The following is a 26346-nucleotide window of genomic DNA, read 5'->3' on the forward strand; positions in this document are numbered from 1 at the left end:
AAGCTTGAAATTACGTTAGTGCATGGCCTAATGATTGGGTTCACTCCAAAAGCAATTACGTCGTTTCAAATTTCATCTATCTGAAGTGACAAAAGAGGGATAAATATTGACCCTGCAGCCAGAACGTTCAGATCATTTATGGAAAAGCAGGCTGATGCTCTGAGATGATTTATGGCCTATTCCTCGTCACGCTTTAGTTCCTTAGATGTATTTCGCGGAATTGCGATCGCAGGCATGCTCTTGGTTAACCAAGCAGGGCTGGTCAAGGAGTCTTATCCTCAACTCAAACACGCAGATTGGCATGGGTGGACGCTTGCAGATTTGGTTTTTCCGTTTTTCCTATTTGTTCTAGGTGCCGCCATGGCCTTTTCCTTGGCCAGACATACTGCCTCACTGACTCAACCCAAGCGAGCCGTATATCTTCGCGTTCTGCGTCGGAGTCTGGTCTTGTTTGGCTTAGGGCTATTGCTGAACGGGTTTTGGTCCTACAACTTCAGTACACTGAGGGTGATGGGCGTCCTGCAGCGGATTAGTTTGACCTATTTCGTCGCGGCCTTAGTGATCTTAAAGCTGCCCCGCAAAAGTCAATGGGGGGTTACAGGACTGCTATTGGTCGGGTATTGGCTAGCCCTCTCGTTTATTCCAGTGCCAGGGTTTGGGGCGGGCGACCTCACCCGTACGGGTAATTTTGGCGCCTATATTGATCGCCTTATTATTGGTACGTCCCACCTATATGCAGGGGATCAGTTTAATTTCATGGGTGACCCAGAAGGACTGTTTAGTACATTGCCTGCGATCGCAACGGTACTTCTAGGATATTTTGCTGGAGACTGGCTCCGCAAACGTGGCAGTGGTCTCAAAATTAAAACGAGCCGCCAAAGTTTCACCCTCACGGTTTATGGATTGATCAGTCTGGGGTTAGGGCTATTCTGGAGCCTTTGGTTTCCCATCAACAAAAAGCTGTGGACAAGTTCTTATGTGTTATTTACGGTTGGCATTTCTCTTATTCTGCTTGCAGCCTGCTACGAATTGATCGAAGTTCGTCGGCTTCGTCTTTGGAGTAAGCCCTTTGAGGTGTTGGGACTAAATTCCATCGCTATATTTGTAGCGTCAGTGCTGGTGATTAAAATCTTAGTTCTCACCCAATGGGGAGCTGGAGAGAACGCCATCAATGCATTTAATTGGGTGTTTCAAAATTGGTTTTTAAGCTGGACCAGCCCTGACTTGGGGGCGTTTTTATTTGCTGTCCTGACCCTTTGTTTTTGGTGGCTGGTGGCCTATGGGCTCTATCGACAGCAGTGGTTTTTCAAAATCTAGTGCGAATCCTTTAGAACCAACGGCTACCCACTAGTCGCCCATAAAATTGTTATCGTAGATATTCACCACAATTCATTCCTGCATCCATGAGCTTCAACTTTGCATACCTTGCAGGTGGTAAATTACACCTCAAATTAGGCGACCAACCTGTCCGCACCATCGATAGCCAATTTGGACAAGACGTACAAGACAGAACCCTAAAGAGCCAGCGACGGAATGCTTGGAAAGATAAGAATCCTATGGCAGGAATGATCCCGCCCGCTTTCCTCAAACAAATGGAAGCCATGGGAGAAGCCAAGCTTCCCGTCGCGATTCGCTCAGTCAGTCCCTGTAGTCCGGGCCAATTACTCTATACATTGGCTGTTGGAGAAGTGACCGGTGTGTTTACGGTAGATGCCGCGTTAGAGAAAGAACAACGACTGTTTCATCACTCAGATTTTGCCGTTCAACATCTAAATGCTCACCCTCAAAACAACGAGTTTGCCTGTACCGTTATGCATAAAGATGGTTCAGCAAATATTGCAGTCATGTCGATGAATGGGGCAAGACCGAGAGAAATTACCGCTGGAGATTCCCTTGATCTGGCACCGCAGTGGGTTCCTAGCTCATCGAAGACCCTCATCTTCCAGTCTGCGGGCATTGCCCGCAACTCAGAAGGGTTTGCCTTAGAACAGAGTCCCTTTTCGATTGAAAAGCTAGATTTCCAGTCTGGAGAGATGGTGACCATTGCTGAGAGTCCTAAATTTGACCTATTGGCTCCCAAAATGACGGCTGATGGCTCCCTCTACTACATCCGGCGTCCTTACCGAACCCGCCACCGACCCATCAATGTCTTAACGCTGCTCAAAGATATTTTTCTGATCCCATTGCGATTAATTCAAGCGATCTACGAATGGCTCAATGTGTTTACTCAGTCCTATACCGGTAAGCCCTTGGTCAAACCCGGACAACCCCAAGTTCAAGCCAAGCAAGACTTGCTGATCTGGGGCAATACCATCAATACAGAAGCTGAGGCCGAGAAGAACCGTAAGTTTGGCGATGAAGATTCTCCAGCCCTTGTTCCCCGATCCTGGCAACTTATTTGTCAGCGCCCGGATGGTGAAATCCAAGTTATTGGAGATGGGGTGATCTCCTACGATGTTGATGCAGAAGGTGGGGTCGTGTACACCAATGGCAGTGCAATTTATACAACCCATCCCGGTGGTGTCCCTAAACGGTTACTGCGCGATCGCCCGATTGAACAAGTGGTCTTTGTTGATCATCCCTAGGCATTTACAGGAGTTGAAATTCCTTGAGCGCTGGTACAAAGTTTTTGTTCTCATGATTAGGACGGCTGAGTTTGATAAGGGCAAATCGTTGAAGAGGACTTAGGCTTTGCCACTGTTGGGGGCTAATTTCAATTTCATAAGCTGTGGCTTTCTCAACTAAAGCGGCTGGGATGGTGGAACCATCTAGCCAAGGGGGATTGTCGTCTACGGGAAGTTCAGCCGCTTCGGCTTCGGAATACATAAAAATCAGATCTTTGAGAAACGCCCGATAATCTTCGATCTCGTCTTCTGATGAACAGGGCTGGAAGATAAACTGCTCCCGCTCATCCTCACTAAACAGATTCCACTGGGCTAGCTTCAGCTTGATCCCACAGGTATCTAGCTTGAACCGCACGACCATCGGAATACAGCGTAAATCCTCCACAAATTCATGTTCAAATTGGAAGAATAGATTCTCTTCAGCAGGCATGATACTAAACCTCAGGTGGGATTAAGTCGTTGGGAGAATTACAGTTCCATAACATCGCTTGAGCAGGCGCGTCTAAAGCGATCTTCTGGGTGGGAAGGGTTGATAGCCAATGTTGAAAAGACTGTCCGCCGTGTTCCAGGAAGGATTGTAAGAACGGACCGCTGTGATGATGGTAGAAGCCACAAAGGGGTTCCCATTGATTCTCTTGATAAGGAACAACCGCCAAAGTCTGGCTATTCTTTAACAAGGTGGACCAGATCTTGAGGATGTCGGCTTGGAGGAGGGGCAAGTCACAAGCTAATAGCAGTATCCAAGTGGTTTGTAGGCGACTGAAGCCTTCTAACAGTGCAAATAAAGGGCCTTTCCCTGGATTCGATTCTTTTAGTATGCAACAGGCATGAGGGATAACCTCCTGATACCGTTCAGGCCAAGGGGTGAGGACATAAACTGGATCACAACATTGGAGGGCAACGTGGCAAACTCGCTTCAGCAAGGGGATTCCATGCCAACAGACCAAAGCTTTATCAGCCCCCATCCGTTTGCTCTGGCCTCCGGCTAATACTAGGCCAGTTACAAAAGGGGTCGGGTCTGACGGGTGGGTTGCAGCGGGTTGACTCATAGATTTGTTCAACTGAACAGGGGACTAACCCCCAATGGAGAGGAGCGTTTATCAATCTGAAAGGCTTTGCTGAAGGTGTTCAAGCGTTTTTTTCGCAGTACCGTTGATCAGGAGGTCCTCCGCGATTTGGAGTCCCTCGTGTAAGCTAGCGCTGCCCCCCACATGCCAAAGATAGAAGCCCGTATTCCATAAGACCGCAGGCATCAGTTCACAAGATTGACCGTTTAATACTGCATGGAACTGCTCCAGTAGCGCTGCTGTAGAAGAGTAGGGAACTTCGGGGCCATGAAGATCATAATCTCGTGCTGACAGGATAAGTCGTTGCCAGCAAGGTTCTTGGTCAGGATGGTTGACCCCCAGTATTGCTTTGCGATCGCGCGGTAAATCACAACTTCCTTCTAAGCCTTTCACCGTTGTAAACCGATGGGTTCCCCGCAAAGCTAAGGCCTCCCGCATCATATTTTCCGTGGGAGGATGGACAAAGCCCGAAATCAGGTGATGATCCCCTTGATAAGGATGCCAAAGCAGTTCGGTGGTGGCCAACGGCGGGCGCTTACCCACTTGATCTCTGAAGTCCACCAACCCCTGGGCCAGGGGGAACTGTTCCGGGAGATAAATAAACCCCAATCTGCTTTGCCCGATGACATGATAAATATCGGCCAAAGAGCGGTGGGTCCAGTCCACGCCTAAGCCCTGCCAAAGATCAATTAAGGGGACGCCATACTTAGTCGGCATGCGATCGCCCCCATGCATCAGCACAGCATGCCCCGCAGCGGCTAGGAGTAAAGCAGTGAGCGGTAAAACACAGGCAGTCCTTGAGCGCCCATCGTAGGGAACGCTAAACACCACGACTCTGGGGCTATTGGGAAGTGGTGGCAAGGTTGGGCCCAAATGTTCATAGGCATCTAAAAAACCGGCTAGCTCCTCTCCGGTGGGCCGCTTAATTCGATGAGAGATCAAAAAAGCACCAATTTGGGCCGGGGTAGCCTCTTGCTGCAGCATCAGCTCCAAAGCAGTTTGGGCATCGGCACGACTTAAATCCTTACTAGTATGCCGGCCACTTCCCACCTTTTTCAGTAACTCACGAAACACATCACTCATGGCGATCTTCTTTGCCAATGGGTAGACTCTATGCCAGCAAATTGATTTGGGCATAGCGACCCAAATGCCCCGACCCTAGGAGAGCCTTACGGGACATTGGAGATGAAAGAATCATGAACCAAACGTCGGAAATTAGCAATAGGTGGAATTAACAGTCTGTCCTGGGTGGTAACCATCACGACTTCTCGGGTTAAGCTCAGCTGACGATTAGGATTTGCAATCTCAGGCGCAGCTAGATTGCGAATCGCCAGGGTTGGATCCGATTGAGAGTCCACTAGAGCACCACTGGGGAGCAAAGAAATCATTTCACCTTGGCGAATCACCCCACGAAAAGCATCCAAAGTATTGAGTTCCAGGACTGCTTTTAACTCTAAGCCTTGTTGCTTGAATTGGTCTTGCACCAGTCTCTGCATGCCATAGCCATCTTTAAACATCACCTGGGGGAATTGAGCCAACTCTACCCAAGGCACCAGCTCGTGCTGGGCCAAAGGATGCTCAGCTGACATCAAGATTTGGATCGGCTCGTTGTACAACCAGTCCACCACCCATTCAGGTCGGTTGGTCAGGAAGGGGTTGTTCATCACAATGGCTAGGTCTACTAACCCATCCTGGAGAACTTTGAGGGAGCGATCACTGCCCAAGGACGTCACCCTTAACTGCACCTCGGGGTAGAGCTTGCAAAATTTCTGCAAGACAGGGGGTAAGTAATGGGCACAAACAGAATGAATGGCAGCAACGCATAGTTCCGGCTGCTTGCCTGCCCGTAAATCGTTAATTTCTTGCGTGGCGTCCTGCCATTCGGTCAGGATTTTACGGACATGGGGTAAAAGCTGATCCCCCGCTAGAGTGAGCTTGCTATGGGCGCCTCGATGGAGCAAGGGCAGGCCCAGCTCAGACTCAAGGCCTTGAATTTGCCGACTAACGGTTGATTGAGTGACACCGCATTTTTTAGCTGCTTGTTGGAAACTTCCAGTTTGGGCCACCGATAGGAACGCTTGCAGTTGCTCGAGCCGCATGAAGTGTAGTCTAGGTTACAGTCATGAAAGCACAGTAACGAATTTAGCTTTGCTATTCGGTAAGAAACGATACAACTTAGGGATTATCCCAGGAAAAAGTAAATTTCTCACCCCTAATTTTAGGAGTCAGAGCAGAATTTAATCGGTGCAAAATCCGCACTGGGACAATGCCTTTCCATGAGGATTTGGAACAATACTCAGCGATATTCCTGAAGATGAGGCCCCATAAGGAAGACCCACGCAATGTAGGCAGCCCGCATGAACGGTGAAGTGATCCCTAGTACAGCTGATTGAGAAAGGCCAACGAGGACGTATCCAACCTGGGGATACGCCCAGTCGATGATGCCGACGTCTAGCAATGCGTCACACAAGCCCTTACACTTAATAATGCATTAACTTTACTCAACGCTTAGATAACGATACCGTGCGAAAAATTGCGATCGCAGGCAATTGGAAGATGCATAAAACCCAGACTGAAGCCCTGGAGTTTTTGAAGGTCTTTCTTCCCCTGCTAGAGAACACTCCTGAAGATCGAGATGTGATCCTATGTGCCCCCTTCACCACCTTGACCGCCCTCTCTAAGAACCTACATGGCAGTCGCGTGCAGGTGGGTGCGCAGAATATTCACTGGGAGGACACGGGCGCCTTTACGGGTGAAATCTCTGGTCCCATGCTGGTGGAGACGGGGGTCCGCTATGTTGTGGTGGGCCATAGTGAGCGCCGTCAGTACTTCGGGGAAACCAATGAGACGGTGAACCAGCGCTTAAAGGCCGCTCAAACCCATCGTTTAACCCCCATCCTGTGTGTGGGGGAGTCGAAAGCTCAACGAGATGCCCAACAAACGGAATCCGTGATCTTTGAGCAGCTTGAGAAAGGGTTAGTTGGGGTCGATCAACATCATTTGATCATTGCCTATGAACCTATTTGGGCCATTGGGACCGGTGATACCTGTGAGAGTGGCGAAGCCAATCGGGTGATTGGGTTGATTCGCTCACGTTTAAGCAATGCCAACGTCACCATTCAGTATGGGGGGTCAGTCAAACCGGACAACGTCGATGAGATTATGTCACAACCTGAAATTGATGGTGCCTTAGTTGGAGGGGCTAGCCTGACGGGAGAAGGCTTTGCTCGAATCGTTAATTACCAGTAGATCGGTTTAGACTGAGGGGCAGACCATTCGTTGAAGCAGCCTGGCCATGGCGTCTGGTATTGCTTCTGCGGCATTAGATGAAGCAAATTGAAGCAAATCTGTATCCCCGATCCAAACGCTTCGACTCGAAGTCGTTAGACTAGGGGGTATGGCGAAAAGACCCAAACGTTTAACCTTCCTAAGTTGGGGAATAGGGCTGGTAGTGGTCGCAAGTGCGACGGCTCTACTCTGGGGACCCTCTTTGACGATTCGGGGCGTTCCAGTTCCCATTATTTTGACCTTTTTACAGGATGAACAGGCGCGGGAAGCCTACTTTTCCGACAACAAGCAAGGCTTACACAATCGTCTGCAGGAGCTGAACATCGAAACGGAAATCAAGGCATTCTACCGACCGCAGATTCCCGATGAGATCCAATTAGATCAGCATATCCACCAAATTTTTTATGACACGACGGGCTACGTGGGGAAAGCCTACCGCGTTAGTGCGGACGGAATATTAGTTCTGATTGACCATCAATACGAGCAATGGTATTCCTTGGCCCACCGGGCGGGGGTCGTTGTTGACAGTCAGTATGCAAACGGCACCCATTATGTTGTTAGTCCAGAGGGCATCGTTGCTCCCTATCAACAAGTTGCCAAGTCATTTCCTATTCCCATGTTGAAGCAACTAATCAAGCTGAAATCTGAACAAGTCCCGCCCGGGGGCAATGCCCTTTAGGGCTGATTTGGCCCAGCGCTCTCTATCCTGTAGAAACCTGGGGGGGCTAAGCTGATATGCCGCCGTTATGGCAATCAAGGTTGACGCTACAGCAATTGCGCTTCCAGTTTTTGCTGATTCCAGAGGGTTTGGTAGAGGCCATCTTGTCTGACTAAGGTCTCGTGAGTCCCCATTTGCACTATTTCGCCCTTGTCCATAACAAAAATCTGGTCTGCGATCGCAGCCGCAGATAATTGATGGGAAATAAAGATAACGGTCTTACGCTGAGTCCCCCTCGACAGGTTATCGAGAATTTCCGTTGCAGTTTGGTTGTCGACACTGGACAACGCATCATCCAGGATCAAAATGGGGGCATCCACCAGCAAAGCTCGAGATAAAGCCGTCCGCTGCCGCTGTCCCCCAGATAACGTGATGCCCCGTTCTCCCACAATCGTTCTGTAGCGCTGGGGAAAGTTCAAAACCTCGTCATGGATTTGGGCTTGTTTTGCAACATACTCCACCTCGGATGCATCGCTGAGAGGATTGCCATAGCGAATATTATTTTTCAGACTGGTACTGAACAGAAAGCTGTCTTGAGGCACATAGGCAATGGCGGTTCTCAGATCTCGCAAATAAATTTGCGTCACGTCATGTCCGTCTACAAAGAGCTGATCAGAGGCGATATCTAATAAGCGGGGGAGAGCATTGGCCAGAGTTGATTTTCCGGCCCCCACAGGGCCGACAATCGCCACCGTTTCACCCGGCTGGATTTGGAAATTAATCTGTTTAAGCGCCGGTGTGGCGGCACCGGGATAGGTATAGGTTAGATCCTTCGCCGTTAACTGACCATCTATATGATTTTTGTCAAGCGGGGTTGCAGTCTCAGCACTCTGGATTTGAGGTTCTATCCCCAGAATGGATTCGATCCGATCAATGCTGACTTCTCCCCGCTGGTAGGCTGTGATCGTAAACCCTAACAGCGCCGTGGGGAAAATCAATTGCTCAACATAAAGGAGCAAGGCGACGAAATCCCCAACGCTGATGCGACCGGATGGAATTGCCCGACTGCCTAGGGCCAACAGAACCAATAAACTGATGCTTGCCATTCCTCCCAGAACGGGAAAGAGGATATTGCGGGTTTTAGCGAGTTTGAGATTAGCTGTTAGAAGCGATTGATTAAGGTGTTGAAATTCGGCTTGTTCGCTGGTCTCTTGGGCATAAATCTTGATCAGGGAGATGCCACTCATATCTTCCTGGACTAACTCACTCATGGTCGAGAGCGCCTGCTGGACGGCCAACTGTTCACTCCGTAGACGGTGACTAAAAACCTGTACTAAAAGCATGATTAAGGGATACACTGCGATCGCAACGAGACTTAACACGGGATCGATCGCGAGCATCACTGGCAAACGCAATGCATAGGCAAACAGGGTATTGGCCAAACTCAGCACAGCAAAGCCCACAAGCCTGCGAATATTGTCTACATCGCTGGTGGCGCGGTTAATCAAGTCACCCGCCGTATTGGCCGCGAAATAAGCGGGCTCTAGCGATAATAAATGCTCAAAAATTCGTTGTTTAAGATCAAATTCAACCCGTCTACCAACACCGAACAGCAAAATGCGGGAAGCCATGCGAATAAACCACATCAGCGAGGCCAGCCCAGCAATGACTAAAATGGTCGGCAGAATAGGACCAAAATCAAAAGCAATTTCTAGGTCATCAATGACCCGACGAATTAACAGTGGCAAATAGGTCCCCAAGCCATTGACGATCAATAGCGCTAATATCCCTAGCAAAACGCTGCGCCAATGGGGTTGAAGATATTGGATGAGTTTTCGGAGTCGAGAATACTTGCCTGTTGTCTTAGCCATTGCTTCAGTCTAACCTCGCCCCGCCTTTTCCTTCACAAATCAGTGAAAGGGCAGAAAACCTCCGTTCTACCGATCAATTGGATTGCCATATTCCCAATCCGGGGAGTGCATACTGACAATATTGATTGACAATCCTGTTCGCCTATAGATGGAACTAGAAGCGTTATAGAAGAGTCAAGGGGGCAGAGATCTCTGCCTCAGAATGACCCAAGAGTGACCCAAATTAATTAAGAGAGGGATGAATTGGTGTTATTTAGTCAGAAGTCTCCCTGACAAGCATTGACAGATACTATGCATAACGCTATAAGAGAATTCATGTTTTCTTTATTGTTTTTGTTGACGACCGAACCGCTGCTGATTGGGCAAGTTGAGGCCATTTGGAAAGGAGTTCCGCAATGAAACGCAACCGCTGGTTGGCTGCTATAGGTGCAAGTGTATTTGGGTTGGGTTTGGCATCAGCGATCGGACCTCAAGCTGTGGGTAACCAACCGCCCCAGGTTGCCGTCGGAGCTTCAATTTGGCGCAACGGTTCATTCCCCGTAGAAAACTTTCAGGGATATACGTCTCCCTTTGGTTACCGCTCATCACCCACTGGAGGGTATTCAACAGAATTCCATACTGGTCTCGATTTTGCAGCTCCTCAGGGGAGCTATATTCGCAACTGGTGGTCTGGCAGAGTCGTTCGAGTCTCTGATAACACAGCCTGTGGCACCTCAGTTCGAGTGCAATCGGGCTCTTGGGTCCATGTCTATTGCCATATGAAAGGCTATGTTGCCAGAGATAGCCGCGGGCCTTATGTCGTCGATGGAGGGCTGCGGATTCGCCAAGGGCAGACCGTCCGGGCTGGGCAGCGGATTGGTCGAGTGGGGATGACGGGTCGCACTACCGGACCTCACCTCCATTGGACCTTAAAGTATCAAGGCAAGCTTGTCGATCCAGCAGCGGTCTTAAGGGCAATGCACCGCTCCCAGCGAGGGTCTTTTAGCAAAAAACTTTAGCGCCCGCGCCCAAACGGGATTTCCCATCCTTTACTCCCTCGGTACGCTGGGCTCTAAGCTGACGACTTGACGAATGGCTGTCAATCCTTGGCGGTCGGGATTAGCGGTGATTAAGTCCAAGGTTTGCTGAGTGGTTCCCCAGGACTGCATAAAAGTTTGAAGCAAGGTTTCCTGTTCCGCTCTGAATTGATCAACCTCCCCTTCGCCGTTAATCACGGCAAACCAGACGACCCCTTGATTTTCGGTTGGCAGGGCTCCAGCTAGAGAGCTAACGCCATTCAAGGTCCCCGACTTGATGACGGATTTTTGCGGTAAGGGTCGCTCATTATGTACCCCTGGATCGGTTCCAATCACCGCGAAAATATCGGCAATGGTCAGTTGTTGGGGATGTAATAGGCGGGCAATGGCTTGAAACATGCCACAGGCTGCTCTGGGTGAGATGCGATTATCAATCCCCAGGCCTGAGCCATTGATCAGTTGAATTTCCTGAGACGGAACCCCAGCCGCTTGAGCAGCAATTTGAGCCACCTGCTGAGCGCCCCCCACTTGCTTCGCTAGCATCTCGGACATGGCGTTATTGCTGTACTGATTCATTTTTTTCAGCAGCTCAGCCACGGGAAGAGAGCGATGCCGAATCAGCGGTTTGACCTGTTCAGGGCGTAAAGCTGCGGTTTGGATACTGCCTGCGATCGCAACTTCCGGTTTAGGCGTATCAGGCGGCAAGGTTTGGTATTGTGTTTGGGCTTCCGCAGGCCAGCGAGTATGATTGAGTCCTTGCTGCAACAGCGTTCCAGACGTAATGGGGTCGGGTTCATAGTTCATATAAAACGGACCGACCACGAGCAGATTGCCCCTCACGTTGCGAATGCCGTTTTGATTGAGCAGGTTTCCGAGTGCGATCGCATCTTCCCAGACAAAAAATGGATCAGCGCCTCCCTCAATGACCAAATCTCCTTGAAGTTCCCCGTTCTCAAGGGTGCCGATGTAGCCAATTTGGGTCTCAAACCGATGATCGGGACCTAGCTTTTTCAATACAGCTAAGGAAGTGGCAACTTTGGTCACGGAAGCAGCCGGTAAGGGAACGGTGCCTTGATGATTCGCGAGCAAGGTGTCTTGGGTTTGAATCCATACCCCTTGACTCACTGTTGGTGCTCCTAATTGGGATAAGTATGCTTCGATCTGAGGATTCGTGACGGCTGCCGGATCAGTCAGTTCTAATCTCAACGGTGGCGATGGTTGAGGAGCCGTGACTGCTGAGGTTGCTTTGGGAGAAGAAGTAGGCTGGACACCGGTTGTACAGCCACTGATGGCGTAGCTAAGAGTGGCCAAGACAAGCGCAATACGTGGGTTCATAACGAGATAAAACTGGCAGTCGGTACTCCACATCTTAGGCTGATCGGGTTATCCAGTTAGCATGGCATGGATTAGGAAACGGGCCAAACCTCTGCTGTCCAAGGATCGATTAGACCCATGGGGCAAAATTCTGATTAAGCTTTTGCGACCGCATTACTAGCTTGACGCAGAACCATAAACCCGATCTAAAACGGCTTGGGGTTGGCCCCAAATCACCTGTTCATGCTTGTAGACCACCATCCCGGGTTTCGCCCCTTTCGGCTTAAAAACATATTTGGATTCGGTATAGATCACCGGAACCTGATGACTCTGCCGAGCCCGGCTATAGTAAGCTGCCATATTTGCCGCAAATTGCATATCCTCGGGTTCAGGAACAGCACCTGCTTCTAGCCTTAAGAGAACATGACTACCCGGAATTTCCTGGGTGTGGAACCAAAGGTCATAGGCGGTGGCGGTCCGAAAGGTGAGGAGATCATTTTGGCGATTGTTGCGACCAATGAGTAGCTCCCATCCCGACGGAGACTGGTATTGATAAAATGGAATTTCCGTGGAAGCATCCTTTCGATACGCTACCTTTGGGAAATAGTTTTGCAGGATCAGTTCATCTCGGATATCGTGCAAAGTCAATAAATCCGCGGCATCCTGATACTGTACCAACTGCTGGATACTGGCTTCAACCTGTTCTAGATAGGCTATTTCTTCCTGAACCGCTTCTAACAAGGGCTGCACTTGCGCACGAGCGCGCTTCAGTTTTTGATGGCGTTTATACCAGGCTTGAGCATTTTGAACCGCATTCTTTTCTGGGTTGAGGGTTAGGGTTCGGGGTTTGCCGGATTCAAAATCCTTCAAGGTTAGGGTTTTCATACCCAACTGCCATTCATGTAAATGGGCCATTAGTAGATCAGCCTGTTCCCGATAGGTCTCAGCGGTGTCTGAGGCCTTCAACTGATCATAAAAAGTCTGGGCTTTAGTATTAAGCTTTTTGAGGTGACCTTTGACCTTTTGCTGGAGTTGATGCCGGAGTTGTTTAAAGGTCTGTTCGCCTAGCTGTTGGCTGTAGTACTGATCCAGCAACGTCTGAAGATCTGTCGCTGGATGTGTGATTTTCCAGCCCAATACGGTGTAGCCTGACGCCGCCTGATACCATCCAGGGTTAAAAGACTGCTGTTCTAGGGCAGAAAGCCAATCTTGCCAAAGGTGAAATAGCCGCTGCCAATCGGAATCTTGGAGCTGTTCGGTGGATTGCTCGGGGGGCAGACTGGCGGTGGACAACATAGACAAGACCAAAGCTGAACTCAAACCTCGATAGGTTTGAAGTAAATTTCGTTTGAGAGGGCCAGGCACTAAACTCACCTGTCGCTGCCAATGTTCGAAGGATTCTGACAGGGAGGGAATAGGGTCGGTGAGGTGCGGGGGAGGTTGGTAAATATCTCCAGTTTGAATGGGGCGAACACTGGATTGTTGGGCACTGACTTGATGAGCTGCAGTGACAATTCGATTCTCAGCATTGGTTAAGATGACATTGCTATATTTACCCATCACTTCGGTATAGATATGCCAATCGATGGCGGACTGAGGCCGCTGACCAATCTGCAAGTCAATCACGCGTTCCCACTCAGTGATGGGTTCGATGGCCATTAAGGCCAAACCATTGAGCTGATGACGCAACTGCTGGCTAAAGGTAAAGGTATCTGCTCCTTTGGGTGGAGGCGTTCCCATACAGATCCGAGCGGCCTGGGGGTGCCAACTAAGGGTGAGCCAACCCCGATGATTGAGGGTGCGCAGGGCGATACAGATCGTGAAGCGATCGCGTTGAATGACTTGTTCGATCCGGGCAGGCAACCAGTGCGATCGCAACTCGCAGCACGCTGCCATTAATGTCGTAAAGTCAACCTGTTGCACAAGTAATCTTCAGAAAAAACACCAATAGATTGGGGATCCAGAGCTATCGTTCGGTCCCCTTGAAACGTCTACCTAATTTTAAGAATAAATACTTATTTTATGGACTTGAGCCCTTTATTCACAAATAGAATTAAAATTCTGTATAAACCAATACCTTATATCCTAATAATTCCTAAAAATCCTGAAAAAGCTTTCTATGACTAGAAATAAATACTTAAAATTAGGTTGTAGGTCTAGATCTTTTGTGGATAAGATGGAAAAAAGGATGATATTAGAGCTTTTTTGGGTGATGCGCTCTAATACCACTAAGGGTTGGAATCTGCGTGAGGATTTGTATTTATGGATATCAAGCTCATCAATATCGGCTTTGGCAATATTGTTTCTGGTAATCGAGTGATTGCCATTGTCAGTCCAGAGTCGGCTCCTATTAAGCGTATCATTAGCGATGCTCGGGAACGGGCTCAACTGATTGATGCCACTTACGGTCGGCGCACTCGCGCAGTCATCGTCACGGATTCTGGTCATGTGGTGCTCTCCGCCATTCAGCCAGAAACGGTTGCCCATCGGTTTATGTCCAATAAGGAAACGAAAGACTCCGATAAATAACTCAACCGATGCTTCTCCTTCAGGATTGGTCCCAGAACGCTTGATGAATGGGTACAGATGCATTCCTAAGTTCACCAGTCCTTGAAGGGTATGTCCTGCTAAACGAAAGAGCCTTTGTTTTATTGAGACGCTGGTATAACGCCCATGAAAGATCCTGGCCAGCTGATTGTCCTCACTGGACCCAGCGGTGTTGGTAAAGGAACCCTAATACAGCGGCTCTTACAAGATTGTCCCGAGTTATATTTAGCGATTTCAGCCACGACTCGTTCCCCCCGCGAAGGGGAAGTTGATGGTGAGCACTACTATTTTTTAACCCCAGCTCAGTTTCAATCGCAAATTGAGCAAAAGCAGCTCTTGGAATGGGCCGAATATGCAGGGAACTACTATGGAACGTTGCGTGAACCTGTCATGCAGCGAATCTCACACGGGCAGCAAGTGATTTTAGAAATTGAGCTAGTTGGGGCCCGCCAAATTCGAGAGAAAGTGCCCGATGCGTTTCAGATTTTTGTCAGTCCTCCCTCCTTGGGTGATTTAGAAACTCGTATTCGCAGTCGAGGGCAAGACTCGGAAGACGCAATTACCCATCGCTTAAACCAAGCCAAAATCGAACTGGCTGCCGCCCATGAGTTTGATTTTCAACTGGTGAATGATGACTTAGAATCAGCACTGCAAACCCTAAAAACCAAGGTGTTGTCGCTATGATGCTCCGTCGTCTATGGGCTATGGGCCTTGTGATTTTAAGTCTGACGTTATGCTCAACACCTGCCTTAGCTGAAGTGCATCTCTATCAAGAGAAGCCGGGGCAGGTAACCGTGCGATCGCAACAGAGTCTCCAAGATCAAGCCCAACACAGTTGGCAAGCGGTCCTCTTTAAGCGCTACATCAACGATCAATTAGAAGGGATATTTCTGCGGCTAGTAGGTTTTCCCGGCCAAGTAGAAGTCTTGGCCGATCAGCCCTTGCAGTTTAGGGTGGCCGATCAATTCCCCTGGAAATCCAACCCAGCGATAGATGCATCCACCCTCATGCTCCCCAACAATGTTGGACAATATGACGTTCAGCCGTTGCTAGAGCACCTGGATAGCGATACCCGACTAGTGATAGCGATTCCTTTAGCCACAGGTTTATCGGCCACCATTGAGGCATCCCCCAGCGTGATTCGAGAATGGCGAGAGGTCACCCAGTTTTCTCCTCAAGCTTAAATTAAGCTTCTCTTTATTTCTGCAATCCAAGGCCCAATTTAATCAAAAAATAAAGGCTAGAAGTCTTTCGGATGGGTAGTTGTAGCTTTTTAGGGCCTACCTCACTGAGGTTGCCCTGTCATTCCAACATAGGCCGTTTTACATTAAGAACTGTTTCCCGGTCGGGAAACCGGACATTAACCGATTTCGGTTATGGCATGATCTTTTGTGTAAGAACATACCAACCTTTCATGACAGGAGTTTCACCATGTCTTTGCGACTAGGGGACACCGTACCTAACTTCACTCAAGATTCCACCGCTGGCACAATTGACTTTTTTGAATGGGCTGGCGATAGCTGGGTCGTTCTCTTCTCGCATCCTGCAGACTACACCCCCGTTTGCACAACTGAACTGGGGTCCGTAGCCAAGCTCAAGCCTGAGTTCGACCAGCGTAATGTCAAGACGATTGCCCTAAGTGTGGATGATGCGAATTCCCACAACGGCTGGATTGGAGATATTAACGAGACCCAAAATACAACGGTTAATTACCCCATCCTGGCAGATGCGGATAAGAAAGTGTCTGATCTCTATGACATGATCCATCCCAATGCCAATGCCAAAGTCACCGTGCGCACCGTCTTTATTATTGACAACAATAAAAAACTCAGAGCATCCATTACCTACCCTCCCAGTACAGGTCGAAATTTTGGTGAGATCTTGCGGGTTATTGATTCATTGCAATTGACCGATAATTATCAAGTTGCCACCCCGGTGGACTGGAAAGATGGGGACGATGTCGTCGTCGCTCCCACTATTCCCACGGAAGAGGCGAAGCAAAAATTTCCGAAGGGTGTGACTGAAATTAAGCCCTATCTGCGGATGACGCCTCAACCGAACAAGTAAATACTTCAGTTACCGATTAGAATTCGTTTTTTTACCCCCATCAGGGGGTTTTTTATTGCTGGGTTGAAACGATGTCTCTATAAAAATGCCCCTGGGGGAACTGAAAAGGCTGTTGTTTTGTTCTCAGATTCTATCTCTAGCGCAGCTCGTCCCCACTGTCCCCATTAATGTTGTCCATATTGCTCCAGCAACGTCGGAATTTGAGTATACCCATCGCCCCCAATTGCTTGTTCGATCCGAGATTTCTCTTGTTGCAAGATAGTTTGAAAGGTTTCTGACCCTATTTTCCCTCTCACAACCGTAAGTAACCCTGCGGCTTGAGTCCAGTCGGGGGATTGAATGGTATTGAGTAAGTACAGGCCCAAACAGCCGTAATATACGGTCGAGTTTCCCTGATTGATGGCGTACAAAGCTTCCGCTAAGTTGAGACAATTCAATCCTTGAAGATACAGATCGCCAGATGTACGGGCGGCCTGTAAGCCTGCTTCCAGGTGATGGATGGCTTCCTGGGGCTGCGATAAAACAAGATAGGCTGACCCTAAGCTGCTGTGGCAAAGCGCCTGGCTCAGGAAATCTTGCTGCTTCTCGGCGAGGTCTAATCCTTGCTGAAGATAGGACATTGCGATCGCATAGTGATCCGATTCGGCCCGTTCGAGCTGTTGGGCCGCAAAGACTTGCGAGAACCCAAGATTGGCTAGGGCGTTGGCCTGGCCTAAACGCTCCCCTCGCTCCCGACTCATCATTAGAGCCCGCTGGGCAAAGTTGACGGATTGGGCATAGTCTTTTTGAGCGATATGGGTCCGGCTGAGATGATTCAAGTTTGCAATTTCACAGGCTCGATCTTCGGCGGTACGAGCAATTTCCAGGGCCTCTTGATGAAAGCTGATCGCCTGATCATACTGACCAATGGCCCGCTGGGAATACCCTAATAGCGTCAGGATACGAGCCTTCTCCTGAGTGCCTTCTACTTTTTGCAGGGGCACATCAAGATAGTCCAAGGTCGAACGCAGATACCCACCATAAAACGAAGCAAAGATGCCGCCATACAGCGGGAAGTAGGGCTGTTTAGCAAAGCTGCGTAAAATTTGGAGGGTGATCTGAAAACAGGCTTCTCCCAGGACATTCTGCGGATCGCGTTCCTGGATACCCGTTGCGATCGCGAGCCAAATACTGGCAAAGGTCAAGTAGGTAGAAATGGACTGTTTGGGACCCACCTTGGGATCGAAGGCCTGCTGATCAAACCAAGAGACCAGTCCTCGCTGCAGGAACTGCATAATCATCAACAGCTCTACCCAGTCTTGGACACGGTAGGTGGAGGGCTGGCTAGCCCACTGCTGTACTGAGTGATTGGGCTTTGATAGGACCTGAAATACGGTCTGCGGAAGAGACGGTTTGACCGTGGGTTGCGTTGATATTAAACCAAAGCCAATCGACTGAGCAGTCTGTTCTACGGGAGCTATCTTCCTTGCCCAATATTCCCAAGGATTATTTCCTAGATTGATGCCAGCTTTTTTCGGATCATCAAAGATCCAGCCCAACACATGAACTTGAAGTTTGGAGCAAGTTGTTAATCCTTTCGTCAATCCCGTTGCCAACTGTTCAAGACGCTGCACTTGAGTGCTGCTGGCTTGCCCTTTTTGCTGGAGCGCTACAGACAACTGTTTAATATCTGAAGGGCTTAGGGCTGGGTTGCGATTTTGATCCACTTCCTGAACTAGCAGCAAGAAGGCTTGATGAGTATCTTGTGCTTGAGCAAGATTGTTGACTGCAACAGTAATTGTGCTTTTAGCCTGGGTTTCCTGGGCCAACTGTTGCCAAGTTTTTTTAATCACTTTTAGTCCTCGCAAGGATCGTTCTGCTTTGGCCTGCGTTGCTGTATCGGAAGTACTAAGTTGGGATTGTAAAGACTGCTCTTGATCTAACAAACAGCATTGGAAGTATTCTGGATCAATCTCTATTTCTAATTTCAACTGCTCCAATTCAGCAGCGAGGGCTTGCTCTAGCAGAGGAATACTAGGGAACTTACCTTGCAAGTAAGCAGTTAGAAGGTGATCGATGACTTGCCGGTAGCGATCCTGTGGGGTTGATGATGAGGATGACATAATTCCACCGCTAGCTACGACCGCTTTAAGTATACAAAGCCTAAGGCTTTGGCCTCCGACTTAGCGTTATAAGCTGAGAGTCGGGAGGTGGTGTTGGGGATCTTTAGTGCCAATGTGCAATCAACTGCCCCGCTGCAAGCAGACGGGGTATGGAATACGATTTGCTCCCAAACCGTAGATTTGGATTACAATCCCATTTCTTCGCTGCAAGCAGCGGGGAATCTACCCTCACTAGATTGATAAGACGTACCTATTAACTAGGCGGCTAGGAGCTGTTGCCCTTCCACAAACTGCTGAATCAAATCTTTTAGCTGGGACTGGAAGGATTTGATCTCAGCTATCCCCAAGGGCTTCGTCAAAAACTCGCACCCACTCCACTGAGCCCGCCACTTGTTAGATAGCTTCTGCTCTCCAGTCAAAATGACGAGTGGGATAGTAGAAATTCTGTTTTGCTGACGAATCCGTTTGACCAATTCAAATCCGGTAATGCCAGGCATATTGATATCAATAAATATCATCGATGGCTTGACTTGCTGAATTTTATCGACAGCTCGCTCAGACTCTTGGCAAGCGATAACCTGATGCCCTAACACTTTAACTAGATGCTCGAATTGCTTAATCAGTATGGGGGAATCATCAATAATCATGATAGGTGCACAATCTGATTGCATTGGTCGTTCTATCTCAACCAGATCACGTTGCACCCATTGGGAAAAGATGGAGGCGATTTCCAAGGGGTCTTTACCAAGGGCAACCGAAATTTCCTCCAGCGATTTGTGATGTTTGGATATTCGGTCAAACCATTTTTTCTCTAAAGGAGATAATTCTGTCTCACTGACTTTTTTTTGATTAACAACGGGAATGCCGTCCATTGAAAGAATGAATGACTTGAGTTGTTCCCATTTTTTTTGGCGGAGTAATCCTTCACTAAGGATTTCATGACCAGAGAATCCTAATAGCGGATCAATGGAACTGAGCTGCTCATCTGGCAGAAAATGGGCTGCCCCCTGACCAGCATTTAAGAATGTATCAAAGTGAATCAGAATTTTATGTTTGAGTGCTTGCCTTAATTCCTTAGGCGTAATCACTCGCTTCAAGAGCATGTCAGTCATAACTGTGCAAATGGAACTATTTCCCTGCTCAAGCTTGGTCGCCCATTCTGAAAAATAAGGCTTATATTTTTCTTGACGAGCTGAATAATTAAACCGTTTGACCGTTCTAAGAAATGACTCTCCACTCAGTCGATGACTGCCTGCATAACATAAAGTACCGGCATGATTTACACCGAGGTAAGCTGCCTGATTGTGAATCTGACTTGAGTTGGAAAAATTAAATTGCCAATATCCATTTTGAGAGGATTGAATAGCTGCCAAAATTTGGGTAACAAATTCCTGTTTTCTAAAGGAGAAAGAATTAGAGTGACTCATATGTTCGTTAATGACCAGAGATCTGGGAATTTATACAGCGATAAAAGATTGATAGGGCTATCTATCAACGGGAACTCACTTGTCTCTCATTTATTTAAATATCCTGGCAATGAGAGAGTATTTTAGATAAAGTCATTGGGGAATAATTGGCCTACCTAAATCGCTACACAGGCAGGGGGCGGTTCTAATAAAATTTGCTCAGCATTCCATAAACAGTTGATTTCCTGAAGATTTATGCCGAAATGGATGCGTAAATCGTGAATAGATTGATCACTATAGTCTTCGAAATGGACTTTATGGATATTTTTAAATCTAACTTTTCTCCCATACATAAAACCAAAATCAAAGGCTCTTCGATGCAGCGCATTAAACTGATACGGCTGGGGGAAGAACAGTTTAGAAAAAAGCTTATATGCGTAGATATGGTGACTGCCTACCTTTACACAATTTCCCATGGTATAGCCAATCACAAAAGCCTCGTCGAATAGCGACATACCTCGATTAAGCAGGAGATGTATGTAGTCATGTCCTTTCAGATCGACACTTCCTGGTAGAGCGATAGGGCTGTTTGGATTTTCGATAAGCCAAATTGAGAGAGGAATATCAGCCTGTTGATCTTTAACGAATTGTTGATAGGCGTCTCCAAGCTTCATCCAGCCAATATCAGAATCGGCGGTCAAAGCGCATATGTCTGACTTAAATGCCTGTTTGTGTTTTTTTGAAAAAGTATTTTTAGACGTTACTTTTTCCTCCATCAGATTTAGTGCAGCAACCATCGATAAATTCCGAGACAGTCTACAAAAACAAAGAGCGATGCAGAATACATCATTAATCCCTTATTGCCAGTCATCGAGCTAGAGATAAAGATTTGACTTGAACTCAGTGCCAAAAGGATAAAACCATATTTGCTCACTGGGGTATTTGAAGAGAGGATGACTCCTCCGGCAACGGCAGAGACACTACTCGAAAACTGTAAGAATTGAGAAATAAAAGAGTTTTTATGCTTGTTAAAGACTGAATTATTGCTTAGGGCAATTTGATCACTTTGTCCTATGTTTTCTTGCATCCGTTTTTTGAATACGATAGAGATGTAGGAAAAATATTTTTCTCTAGATTGAATTTCAGAATAAAAATATTTATCTTTTACTAGAATAAAAACCAATTTAATGATTAACCTCAGTATAATTTCGGAATAATTTCCTGTTGGATTTGTTCGAGAACACTTGATATATTTTTGTTGCAGTTATTCTTAGCCTTGACTGATACGATTCGAATCATTAGATGTACTAAACGAATGAGATTTGAGCTGCCCACACCATTTCAGAGAATTCTAAGCAAAGAACCCTATCCCCTGCTATTTGCCACCATTAGTGGTGCCCACTTGTATGGCTTTCCCTCTGCTGATTCAGACTATGACTTGCGAGGCGTTCATATTCTGCCTTTGAAAGAAGTCATTGGTCTGCAGACGGGATCCGAAACTCGGGAAATTTCTACCGAACAGGAGGGCATTGAGCTGGATCTGGTGACCCATGATGTCAAAAAATTTATGGGGTTGCTGCTGAAGCGTAATGGCTATGTGCTAGAGCAGCTCTACTCACCGCTGATGGTGGCAACGTCTCCTGAACATGATGCCTTAAAAGAGATAGCAACTCGATGCATCACTCGGCATCATAGTCATCACTACTTAGGATTTGCCCAGACCCAATGGCGGCTCTTCACCAAAGAATCTCCAGCTCGGGTCAAACCATTGCTGTATGTCTTTCGAGTCTTGCTTACGGGAATTCACTTGATGCAGACGGGCGAAATTGAGGCTAATCTCAGACACTTGAACGAAAAGTTTCAATTAACCTACATCCCCGATTTAATCGCCCAAAAAACATCCGGCCCAGAACGAGCAGTCATTAAAGAGGGGGATCAGGTGTTCTTTGAAGGAGAGTATCGCCGTCTCTTACAAAAGCTAGAAAACGCCAGTCAGTCTAGTATTCTCCCAGACAGTCCCTCTGCTGGGGCTGATCTCCATGACCTGTTGGTCAACATTCGGCTGGCTGCTTGTTAAGGTGGGTTTTAACGCAGTTAATCAGCTCTGGCGTTGAAAACCCTTTATTCAAATAGTCGTTGGCACCCAAACGTTCCGCTTCTTTACCCCACTCTTCAGAAAGCCGGGAAGATACCACTAGGATCGGCATTTCCATATTGGACTGCCGACAGCGGTCAATCAGCGTGAACCCATCCATATTGGGCATTTCCACATCGGTAATCATCATATCGGGAGCACCATTCGCTTGCAGCCATTGCCAGGCTTCTTGACCATCGCTACAGGTAAAGGTGGCAAAACCGTAGGTATTCAGACTGCTTTCCAATCGCCGACGCATCAGGGCAGCATCATCCACCACCAAAATCGTTTGTACACCTTCAGATATGGGGGCTTTGGGCTCTTCCGGAGCTTTGTTGGTTTGGGGTTGTTGCTTCGCCAAAGACTGAGCCAGTTCCAGGGGATCTAAGACACTCAGTAACTGACCATCCGCTTGTAAACTGACGCCCATTAAGGCGGGCGGACTCACGAGGGGATGGGGCAGAGGCTGAATCAGTAGTTCTTCCTGTCCCAACAAATCATCCGCAATCAACCAAACATCATTGCCATCTGGCAAGGATATACGGACACAAATAGCCGTATCGGACACTTGGGTGAATTCATGCCAAAAGGCTGCCAGCCCATAGCCTGAGCCAGAGCTGTCCTGAAAAGAGAGCTGCCAGGTGAGGTCACTGTCTGCTGGCGGCTGTAGTTGATTGGTGCTAGCCAGGACCGTTTCTCGAATATCATCGGTGGGAACCGCCACCTTTCGTTCTCCTACTTTGAGCAGGACACAAGGAACCAATAGCTGCGGTGCTGGAATTTCAATGATAAAGATGGTGCCTTGTCCCAACCGGGTGTCGAGCAGTAACCGACCCCCAATATTGGTAATTTGGTTGGCGACCACATCCATGCCGACCCCTCGACCGGAGACTTCACTCACGGAGCTACGGGAGCTAAATCCTGGCTGGCAGAGAACGGCGATCAGATCCGCTGGCGTATTGGTTTGAGTGAGGGGAAAACCTCGCTCTTGGGCAATCTGACTGACTTTTTGGGCATCAATCCCTTTGCCATCGTCTTGTAGCAATAGTCGATATAAATTACCTCGCCGTTCTAAAGCCAGTTGAATGGTGGCCTGCACCGGCTTCCCTCGTTCCAAGCGCTCATCCATCGTCTCAATGCCATGATCGTAGGCATTTCTCAAGAGATGGAGTAAGGCCGGTTCCAATTGTTGGATAACACCTGCATCCAGTTCAACTTGCTCACCTTCTATTTCTAATTGTGCAGGTTTGTCATAGCGATTGGTCAAATCCCGAAGAATGGCTCGGGCTCGCAGGGTAATATTGCTAAAGGGAACCAGGCGACTGGTTTCAATACCATCTTTGAGCTGGGTGATATTGCGACTGAGCTGGCCTAAATTGTTGACGGTGTGCTGGGTGGTGCCTTCTAGTTCTGCCCCTAGCTCAGCCATCCGTAAAATATTTTCTAAAAGACGATTGATGGTGGTGTAACCCTGACGGTAGCGTTCCATTGAGACGCCACTGTCCGAATCCTGCACGTCACTGATATCGCGCAACAAAGCATAGTCATCCTGGAGCTGTCGGAGTCTAGAAATATATTCAGCACTCTCTTGCGTGAGGGCCGTCAGTTGAGTGAGTTGGGACTGCAGGGTCGAAGACTCATTAAAGGCGGATCGAGCAGTCAGCAGGGTCTCAACCACTTGTTGAGAAGATTGATTGAGTCGGCTTAAGGGAACCGGGATTTTAATTTCCCGCTTTGAAGAGCCGGGGACTGGGGTTGCAGACGGCTTGGAACTAGGTTGGGAATGGGGGAATAGACCAGGCTGGGGGGATGACCCAGCAGACTCCGCGATATCAGTGAGCAGGTCTGGTAGATCGCCAATGCCTAAATCTTGATCGATGAGATCATCGAAGTCCATGCTATCGGCTTCAGCCAGGAATTCATCGGACAAATCAGCCATGTCATCCAGATCGGCCTCGTTATCCAGATTGGCAGACTCGGGTTGATCTGCAGCAATGGCACTGGAGAGGGCAGGTTTAGCAGGAGCCATTGCGGCCAGATCGAAGTCTATTTCATCGAAACTGAGATCGATGTCTGCATCGAGGTCGATATCCGCATCCAGGTCGATGTCTACATCGAAGTCGTCAAAGCTGTCGTCGGCGAGGGGAGAGACTGCTTCAGGTTCCTGAACGGGAGAGGGTAATACAACGGGTTCTTCTGGCAGTGCGGTGACCAGTGAGTCAAACTGCTCTTGTTGTTCAGGGGTTAACTGACCGCTTTGCTTGGCACAATGCTTGAGTAAATCAAAGTATATCGGCCATTGCGGCTGCCATACATCCGCCAATGGAAACTGCTGAAGCTGAGACGCACCACCCAACAGCTTGGACCAATCCTCGGCGAGCTGGAGGTCCTCACCAATTTGTTGCAGCTGGCCCAACATTTGTTGCGCCTTAGCCAGGGTTGACGAGGGCACCTGGGGAGTGTCCAGTTGGTTGACGGCCATTTCTAGTTCTAGAATGACCAGATCGAAGCCTTGTTCCGCAAATTCCTGATGGACTTGGGTCAGCTCATCCCAGTTAGGCAGATAGTTCAGCTGAATCTGCTCATGCAGGGTTTTGATGCGGTTGACCGTGGGCGTGACTGCAGATTGGGCTTCAGGGCCTGAGAGTTGCAAACAGCTACCCAGCAGTTCCCCTGCTTCTAGAAGCATGCGATGTAAAGCCCCATCTTCTAGGGGAGGCGCTTCTTCTAGATAACGCAAATCGGATAAAAGATCTTCTAAGACCATGGCGGCATGGAGAACCGCATCGGCCCCCACTGTAACCGCACTTCCCTTAATAGTATGAATAGCCCGGTAGATATTCTGGATATCTGCCACCCAAGAGCTGGGATTGAGGTTTTGAGACAGCTGAAAATAGGTCCGCAGATGCTCTTGACTATCAATCTCGAACATGGCCTGCAGTTCTTTCTGCAGTTCAGCTTCAGGATCGTTGATCGCAGGATTGCTGGGGGACGAATAGGCGAAGTCGGAGTCAGTCATCTCAGTAGGACGAAAAAGATACGTTTTCTGCGGCAGTGGCTCGGTAAATCCAATGCTCCTGTTAAGACTCAGCGGCAACCGCTAGGGGAATATTGGCTGATTTCAGTTCAGGATCAGCCATCAGCGGAGACAGGTTGTCTTCGCTCATCGTCCGCAATTGGAAGAATTCCACCATATTGGCAAGGTTATGGGCCAACTCACCCATGGCAGCCGCCTGCTCCTGGGTAATGTTGGCTTGGGAAGCAGTATCTTCCGCTTCGCGAGCAATGGTTTGAGTAGCGATCAGGGTACTTTGCACCGCCTCAAAGATGTCATCGTTGGCTTGACGGACCTGCTGACCAGCCAATGCCACTTGGTCTGTAGCGGCCTGCATATTGGTAAAGGCTTGTCGTGATTTACCCACCTCATCCGTGAACTTGTTCACCAACTGGTTGATGTCGCTGACATCTTGGGTCAGACCCGATGTTACGGTCTGAATCTGATCTGTTCGTTGCTGCAGCTGAGCTAAGGTCTGGTTCGTTTCAGCAGCTAAATCATTAACTTGGCGAGAGAGGGTCTCAAATTCTTTAGCAATACTGGCAAATTGGGTCGGATCTTTTTCTTTTAAGGCCCGAGTGGACAACATGGAAGCGTTGAGGGCCAAGACGCGAGTCAGAGAAGCCACGCGCTTTTGGTCTTTCGAGAATTGAGCGGCCAAATCCACAAATTCATTCAGAAGCTGGGTTCGTTTGACGATTTGCTCGGTGCCTTCTTCCAAGGTGGAGATACCCTGGACCATGGCGTTCATTTCTTGCTGACCAGTTTCAACAGCCGATTTAGCTAGCTCCAAAGCATTTTTGGTAGTGGTGGCCTGCTCCCGAGAGTTGGTGGTCAGGGTGTTGACGTTTTCCATCAGCGATCGCACATCTGTAACCGATTGGGTTTGGCTGGCGGCCCGCTCATTGGTCTCAACCGCCAAGGTCTCTAGCTGCTCGGTGTTATTCGCAATTTCGCTGGCGGTGGTCGAGACCACAGACATAATTCGGTGCAAGGATTCAATCAGGCGATTGAGGGTATCTGAGATCAAACCCGTTGCTCGGTCATTGACCTGAGCTTCAATGGTCAAATCCCCATATTCAATGGCAGAGACCACATCCAAGATATGGCCCACATCTTCTTGGAATAGCTCGCTCTCTGCAATAATTTTCTGTTCTTGAGCAGACTGCTGTTTGAGCTGGACTTCTAGTTGTTGAT

General features: G+C 48.5%; 23 protein-coding genes. 10 read left to right on the plus strand and 13 right to left on the minus strand.

From position 1 onward, the window contains the following. The first annotated feature begins 171 nt into the window (after positions 1 to 171). Entirely contained in the window at positions 172 to 1317 is a 1146-nt protein-coding gene (locus tag Q0991_RS02000) for a DUF5009 domain-containing protein (RefSeq protein ID WP_299484995.1), read from the plus strand. 86 nt (positions 1318 to 1403) lie between these two features. After that, positions 1404 to 2585, plus strand: a complete 1182-nt coding sequence (locus Q0991_RS02005) for a hypothetical protein (RefSeq protein ID WP_299484996.1) — start codon at positions 1404 to 1406, stop codon at positions 2583 to 2585. Between the two features lie 4 nt (positions 2586 to 2589). On the opposite strand, the gene Q0991_RS02010 is transcribed toward Q0991_RS02005, so the two are convergent. The 4 genes from Q0991_RS02010 to Q0991_RS02025 form a co-directional block, all read right to left on the minus strand. Further along, positions 2590 to 3054 (minus strand): nitrate reductase associated protein, encoded by a 465-nt coding sequence (locus Q0991_RS02010; RefSeq protein WP_299484998.1) that lies wholly within the window; start codon positions 3052 to 3054, stop codon positions 2590 to 2592. Between the two features lie 4 nt (positions 3055 to 3058). Next, on the minus strand, positions 3059 to 3673 hold the full coding sequence (locus Q0991_RS02015; protein WP_299485001.1) for a molybdenum cofactor guanylyltransferase: 615 nt from the start codon (positions 3671 to 3673) through the stop codon (positions 3059 to 3061). Positions 3674 to 3724: 51 nt separating this feature from the next. Beyond that, positions 3725 to 4774 (minus strand): anthranilate phosphoribosyltransferase family protein, encoded by a 1050-nt coding sequence (locus Q0991_RS02020; RefSeq protein ID WP_299485002.1) that lies wholly within the window; start codon positions 4772 to 4774, stop codon positions 3725 to 3727. Positions 4775 to 4860: 86 nt separating this feature from the next. Then, positions 4861 to 5790, minus strand: a complete 930-nt coding sequence (locus Q0991_RS02025; protein ID WP_299485004.1) for a LysR family transcriptional regulator — start codon at positions 5788 to 5790, stop codon at positions 4861 to 4863. A gap of 424 nt (positions 5791 to 6214) precedes the next feature. Here Q0991_RS02025 and tpiA point away from each other — a divergent pair, with 424 nt between their 5' ends. Both tpiA and Q0991_RS02035 read left to right on the plus strand, forming a co-directional pair. Further along, positions 6215 to 6940: a triose-phosphate isomerase gene (gene tpiA / locus Q0991_RS02030; RefSeq protein ID WP_299485005.1), complete on the plus strand. Its 726-nt coding sequence runs from the start codon at positions 6215 to 6217 to the stop codon at positions 6938 to 6940. Positions 6941 to 7088: 148 nt separating this feature from the next. Beyond that, entirely contained in the window at positions 7089 to 7658 is a 570-nt protein-coding gene (locus Q0991_RS02035; protein WP_299485007.1) for a hypothetical protein, read from the plus strand. 86 nt (positions 7659 to 7744) lie between these two features. Here Q0991_RS02035 and Q0991_RS02040 read toward each other — a convergent pair whose 3' ends face one another. Further along, complete coding sequence (locus Q0991_RS02040) at positions 7745 to 9508, minus strand: ABC transporter ATP-binding protein (protein ID WP_299485008.1); 1764 nt, start codon at positions 9506 to 9508, stop codon at positions 7745 to 7747. Between the two features lie 395 nt (positions 9509 to 9903). On the opposite strand from Q0991_RS02040, the gene Q0991_RS02045 reads away from it, so the two are divergent. Continuing rightward, positions 9904 to 10506: a M23 family metallopeptidase gene (locus tag Q0991_RS02045; protein ID WP_299485010.1), complete on the plus strand. Its 603-nt coding sequence runs from the start codon at positions 9904 to 9906 to the stop codon at positions 10504 to 10506. 30 nt (positions 10507 to 10536) lie between these two features. Here Q0991_RS02045 and Q0991_RS02050 read toward each other — a convergent pair whose 3' ends face one another. Both Q0991_RS02050 and Q0991_RS02055 read right to left on the minus strand, forming a co-directional pair. Continuing rightward, positions 10537 to 11859, minus strand: coding sequence for a D-alanyl-D-alanine carboxypeptidase (locus Q0991_RS02050; RefSeq protein ID WP_299485011.1), 1323 nt, complete (start codon positions 11857 to 11859; stop codon positions 10537 to 10539). Between the two features lie 156 nt (positions 11860 to 12015). After that, positions 12016 to 13761: an NFACT RNA binding domain-containing protein gene (locus Q0991_RS02055; protein ID WP_299485013.1), complete on the minus strand. Its 1746-nt coding sequence runs from the start codon at positions 13759 to 13761 to the stop codon at positions 12016 to 12018. Positions 13762 to 14100: 339 nt separating this feature from the next. Here Q0991_RS02055 and remA point away from each other — a divergent pair, with 339 nt between their 5' ends. From remA to Q0991_RS02075, 4 genes are all read left to right on the plus strand, one after another. Next, positions 14101 to 14367: an extracellular matrix/biofilm regulator RemA gene (gene remA / locus Q0991_RS02060; protein ID WP_299485014.1), complete on the plus strand. Its 267-nt coding sequence runs from the start codon at positions 14101 to 14103 to the stop codon at positions 14365 to 14367. Between the two features lie 144 nt (positions 14368 to 14511). Next, positions 14512 to 15069 (plus strand): guanylate kinase, encoded by a 558-nt coding sequence (gene gmk, locus Q0991_RS02065; protein ID WP_299485016.1) that lies wholly within the window; start codon positions 14512 to 14514, stop codon positions 15067 to 15069. After that, positions 15066 to 15569: a DUF3122 domain-containing protein gene (locus tag Q0991_RS02070; RefSeq protein WP_299485018.1), complete on the plus strand. Its 504-nt coding sequence runs from the start codon at positions 15066 to 15068 to the stop codon at positions 15567 to 15569. Before gmk ends, Q0991_RS02070 begins: the two co-directional genes overlap by 4 nt. Before the next feature lie 247 nt (positions 15570 to 15816). Further along, complete coding sequence (locus Q0991_RS02075; protein ID WP_299485021.1) at positions 15817 to 16452, plus strand: peroxiredoxin; 636 nt, start codon at positions 15817 to 15819, stop codon at positions 16450 to 16452. A gap of 164 nt (positions 16453 to 16616) precedes the next feature. Here the strand turns inward: Q0991_RS02075 and Q0991_RS02080 are convergent, their stop codons facing one another. From Q0991_RS02080 to Q0991_RS02095, 4 genes are all read right to left on the minus strand, one after another. Next, the gene (locus Q0991_RS02080) at positions 16617 to 18554 is read right to left on the minus strand and encodes a tetratricopeptide repeat protein (protein ID WP_299485023.1); all 1938 of its coding nucleotides are present in this window, start codon (positions 18552 to 18554) and stop codon (positions 16617 to 16619) included. A 257-nt stretch (positions 18555 to 18811) separates the two neighbouring features. After that, the gene (locus Q0991_RS02085; protein ID WP_012161691.1) at positions 18812 to 19981 is read right to left on the minus strand and encodes a response regulator; all 1170 of its coding nucleotides are present in this window, start codon (positions 19979 to 19981) and stop codon (positions 18812 to 18814) included. 155 nt (positions 19982 to 20136) lie between these two features. Beyond that, positions 20137 to 20757, minus strand: a complete 621-nt coding sequence (locus Q0991_RS02090; protein ID WP_012161692.1) for a hypothetical protein — start codon at positions 20755 to 20757, stop codon at positions 20137 to 20139. Further along, positions 20742 to 21143 (minus strand): hypothetical protein, encoded by a 402-nt coding sequence (locus tag Q0991_RS02095; RefSeq protein WP_238549165.1) that lies wholly within the window; start codon positions 21141 to 21143, stop codon positions 20742 to 20744. Before Q0991_RS02095 ends, Q0991_RS02090 begins: the two co-directional genes overlap by 16 nt. A 132-nt stretch (positions 21144 to 21275) precedes the next feature. Between Q0991_RS02095 and Q0991_RS02100 the strand changes: the two genes are divergently transcribed. Then, positions 21276 to 22037: a nucleotidyltransferase domain-containing protein gene (locus Q0991_RS02100; protein ID WP_012161694.1), complete on the plus strand. Its 762-nt coding sequence runs from the start codon at positions 21276 to 21278 to the stop codon at positions 22035 to 22037. On the opposite strand, the gene Q0991_RS02105 is transcribed toward Q0991_RS02100, so the two are convergent. Together Q0991_RS02105 and Q0991_RS02110 are read right to left on the minus strand one after the other, a co-directional pair. Then, a complete protein-coding gene (locus Q0991_RS02105) occupies positions 22012 to 25113 on the minus strand; it encodes a response regulator (RefSeq protein ID WP_299485035.1) in 3102 nt (1033 codons plus the stop codon). The two genes, Q0991_RS02100 and Q0991_RS02105, sit on opposite strands and share 26 nt — an antisense overlap. 61 nt (positions 25114 to 25174) lie before the next feature. After that, a partial coding sequence (locus Q0991_RS02110) for a methyl-accepting chemotaxis protein (RefSeq protein ID WP_299485037.1) occupies positions 25175 to 26346 on the minus strand: 1172 nt, incomplete at its 5' end.

Origin of the sequence: Acaryochloris sp. IP29b_bin.137 (genome assembly GCF_028285745.1) — a bacterium.
GTDB lineage: Bacteria > Cyanobacteriota > Cyanobacteriia > Thermosynechococcales > Thermosynechococcaceae > Acaryochloris.

Bases quoted from the DNA above. Each gene is read 5' to 3' on its own strand.
- Q0991_RS02090 (WP_012161692.1), bottom strand. From the start codon at position 20,757: ATGGTTGCTGCACTAAATCTGATGGAGGAAAAAGTAACGTCTAAAAAT.
- Q0991_RS02045 (WP_299485010.1), top strand. From the start codon at position 9,904: ATGAAACGCAACCGCTGGTTGGCTGCTATAGGTGCAAGTGTATTTGGG.
- Q0991_RS02000 (WP_299484995.1), top strand. From the start codon at position 172: ATGGCCTATTCCTCGTCACGCTTTAGTTCCTTAGATGTATTTCGCGGA.
- gmk (WP_299485016.1), top strand. From the start codon at position 14,512: ATGAAAGATCCTGGCCAGCTGATTGTCCTCACTGGACCCAGCGGTGTT.
- Q0991_RS02105 (WP_299485035.1), bottom strand. From the start codon at position 25,113: ATGACTGACTCCGACTTCGCCTATTCGTCCCCCAGCAATCCTGCGATC.
- Q0991_RS02050 (WP_299485011.1), bottom strand. From the start codon at position 11,859: ATGAACCCACGTATTGCGCTTGTCTTGGCCACTCTTAGCTACGCCATC.
- remA (WP_299485014.1), top strand. From the start codon at position 14,101: ATGGATATCAAGCTCATCAATATCGGCTTTGGCAATATTGTTTCTGGT.
- Q0991_RS02015 (WP_299485001.1), bottom strand. From the start codon at position 3,673: ATGAGTCAACCCGCTGCAACCCACCCGTCAGACCCGACCCCTTTTGTA.
- Q0991_RS02070 (WP_299485018.1), top strand. From the start codon at position 15,066: ATGATGCTCCGTCGTCTATGGGCTATGGGCCTTGTGATTTTAAGTCTG.
- Q0991_RS02080 (WP_299485023.1), bottom strand. From the start codon at position 18,554: ATGTCATCCTCATCATCAACCCCACAGGATCGCTACCGGCAAGTCATC.
- Q0991_RS02075 (WP_299485021.1), top strand. From the start codon at position 15,817: ATGTCTTTGCGACTAGGGGACACCGTACCTAACTTCACTCAAGATTCC.
- Q0991_RS02100 (WP_012161694.1), top strand. From the start codon at position 21,276: ATGAGATTTGAGCTGCCCACACCATTTCAGAGAATTCTAAGCAAAGAA.
- Q0991_RS02040 (WP_299485008.1), bottom strand. From the start codon at position 9,508: ATGGCTAAGACAACAGGCAAGTATTCTCGACTCCGAAAACTCATCCAA.
- Q0991_RS02035 (WP_299485007.1), top strand. From the start codon at position 7,089: ATGGCGAAAAGACCCAAACGTTTAACCTTCCTAAGTTGGGGAATAGGG.
- Q0991_RS02025 (WP_299485004.1), bottom strand. From the start codon at position 5,790: ATGCGGCTCGAGCAACTGCAAGCGTTCCTATCGGTGGCCCAAACTGGA.
- Q0991_RS02085 (WP_012161691.1), bottom strand. From the start codon at position 19,981: ATGAGTCACTCTAATTCTTTCTCCTTTAGAAAACAGGAATTTGTTACC.
- Q0991_RS02005 (WP_299484996.1), top strand. From the start codon at position 1,404: ATGAGCTTCAACTTTGCATACCTTGCAGGTGGTAAATTACACCTCAAA.
- Q0991_RS02010 (WP_299484998.1), bottom strand. From the start codon at position 3,054: ATGCCTGCTGAAGAGAATCTATTCTTCCAATTTGAACATGAATTTGTG.
- Q0991_RS02020 (WP_299485002.1), bottom strand. From the start codon at position 4,774: ATGAGTGATGTGTTTCGTGAGTTACTGAAAAAGGTGGGAAGTGGCCGG.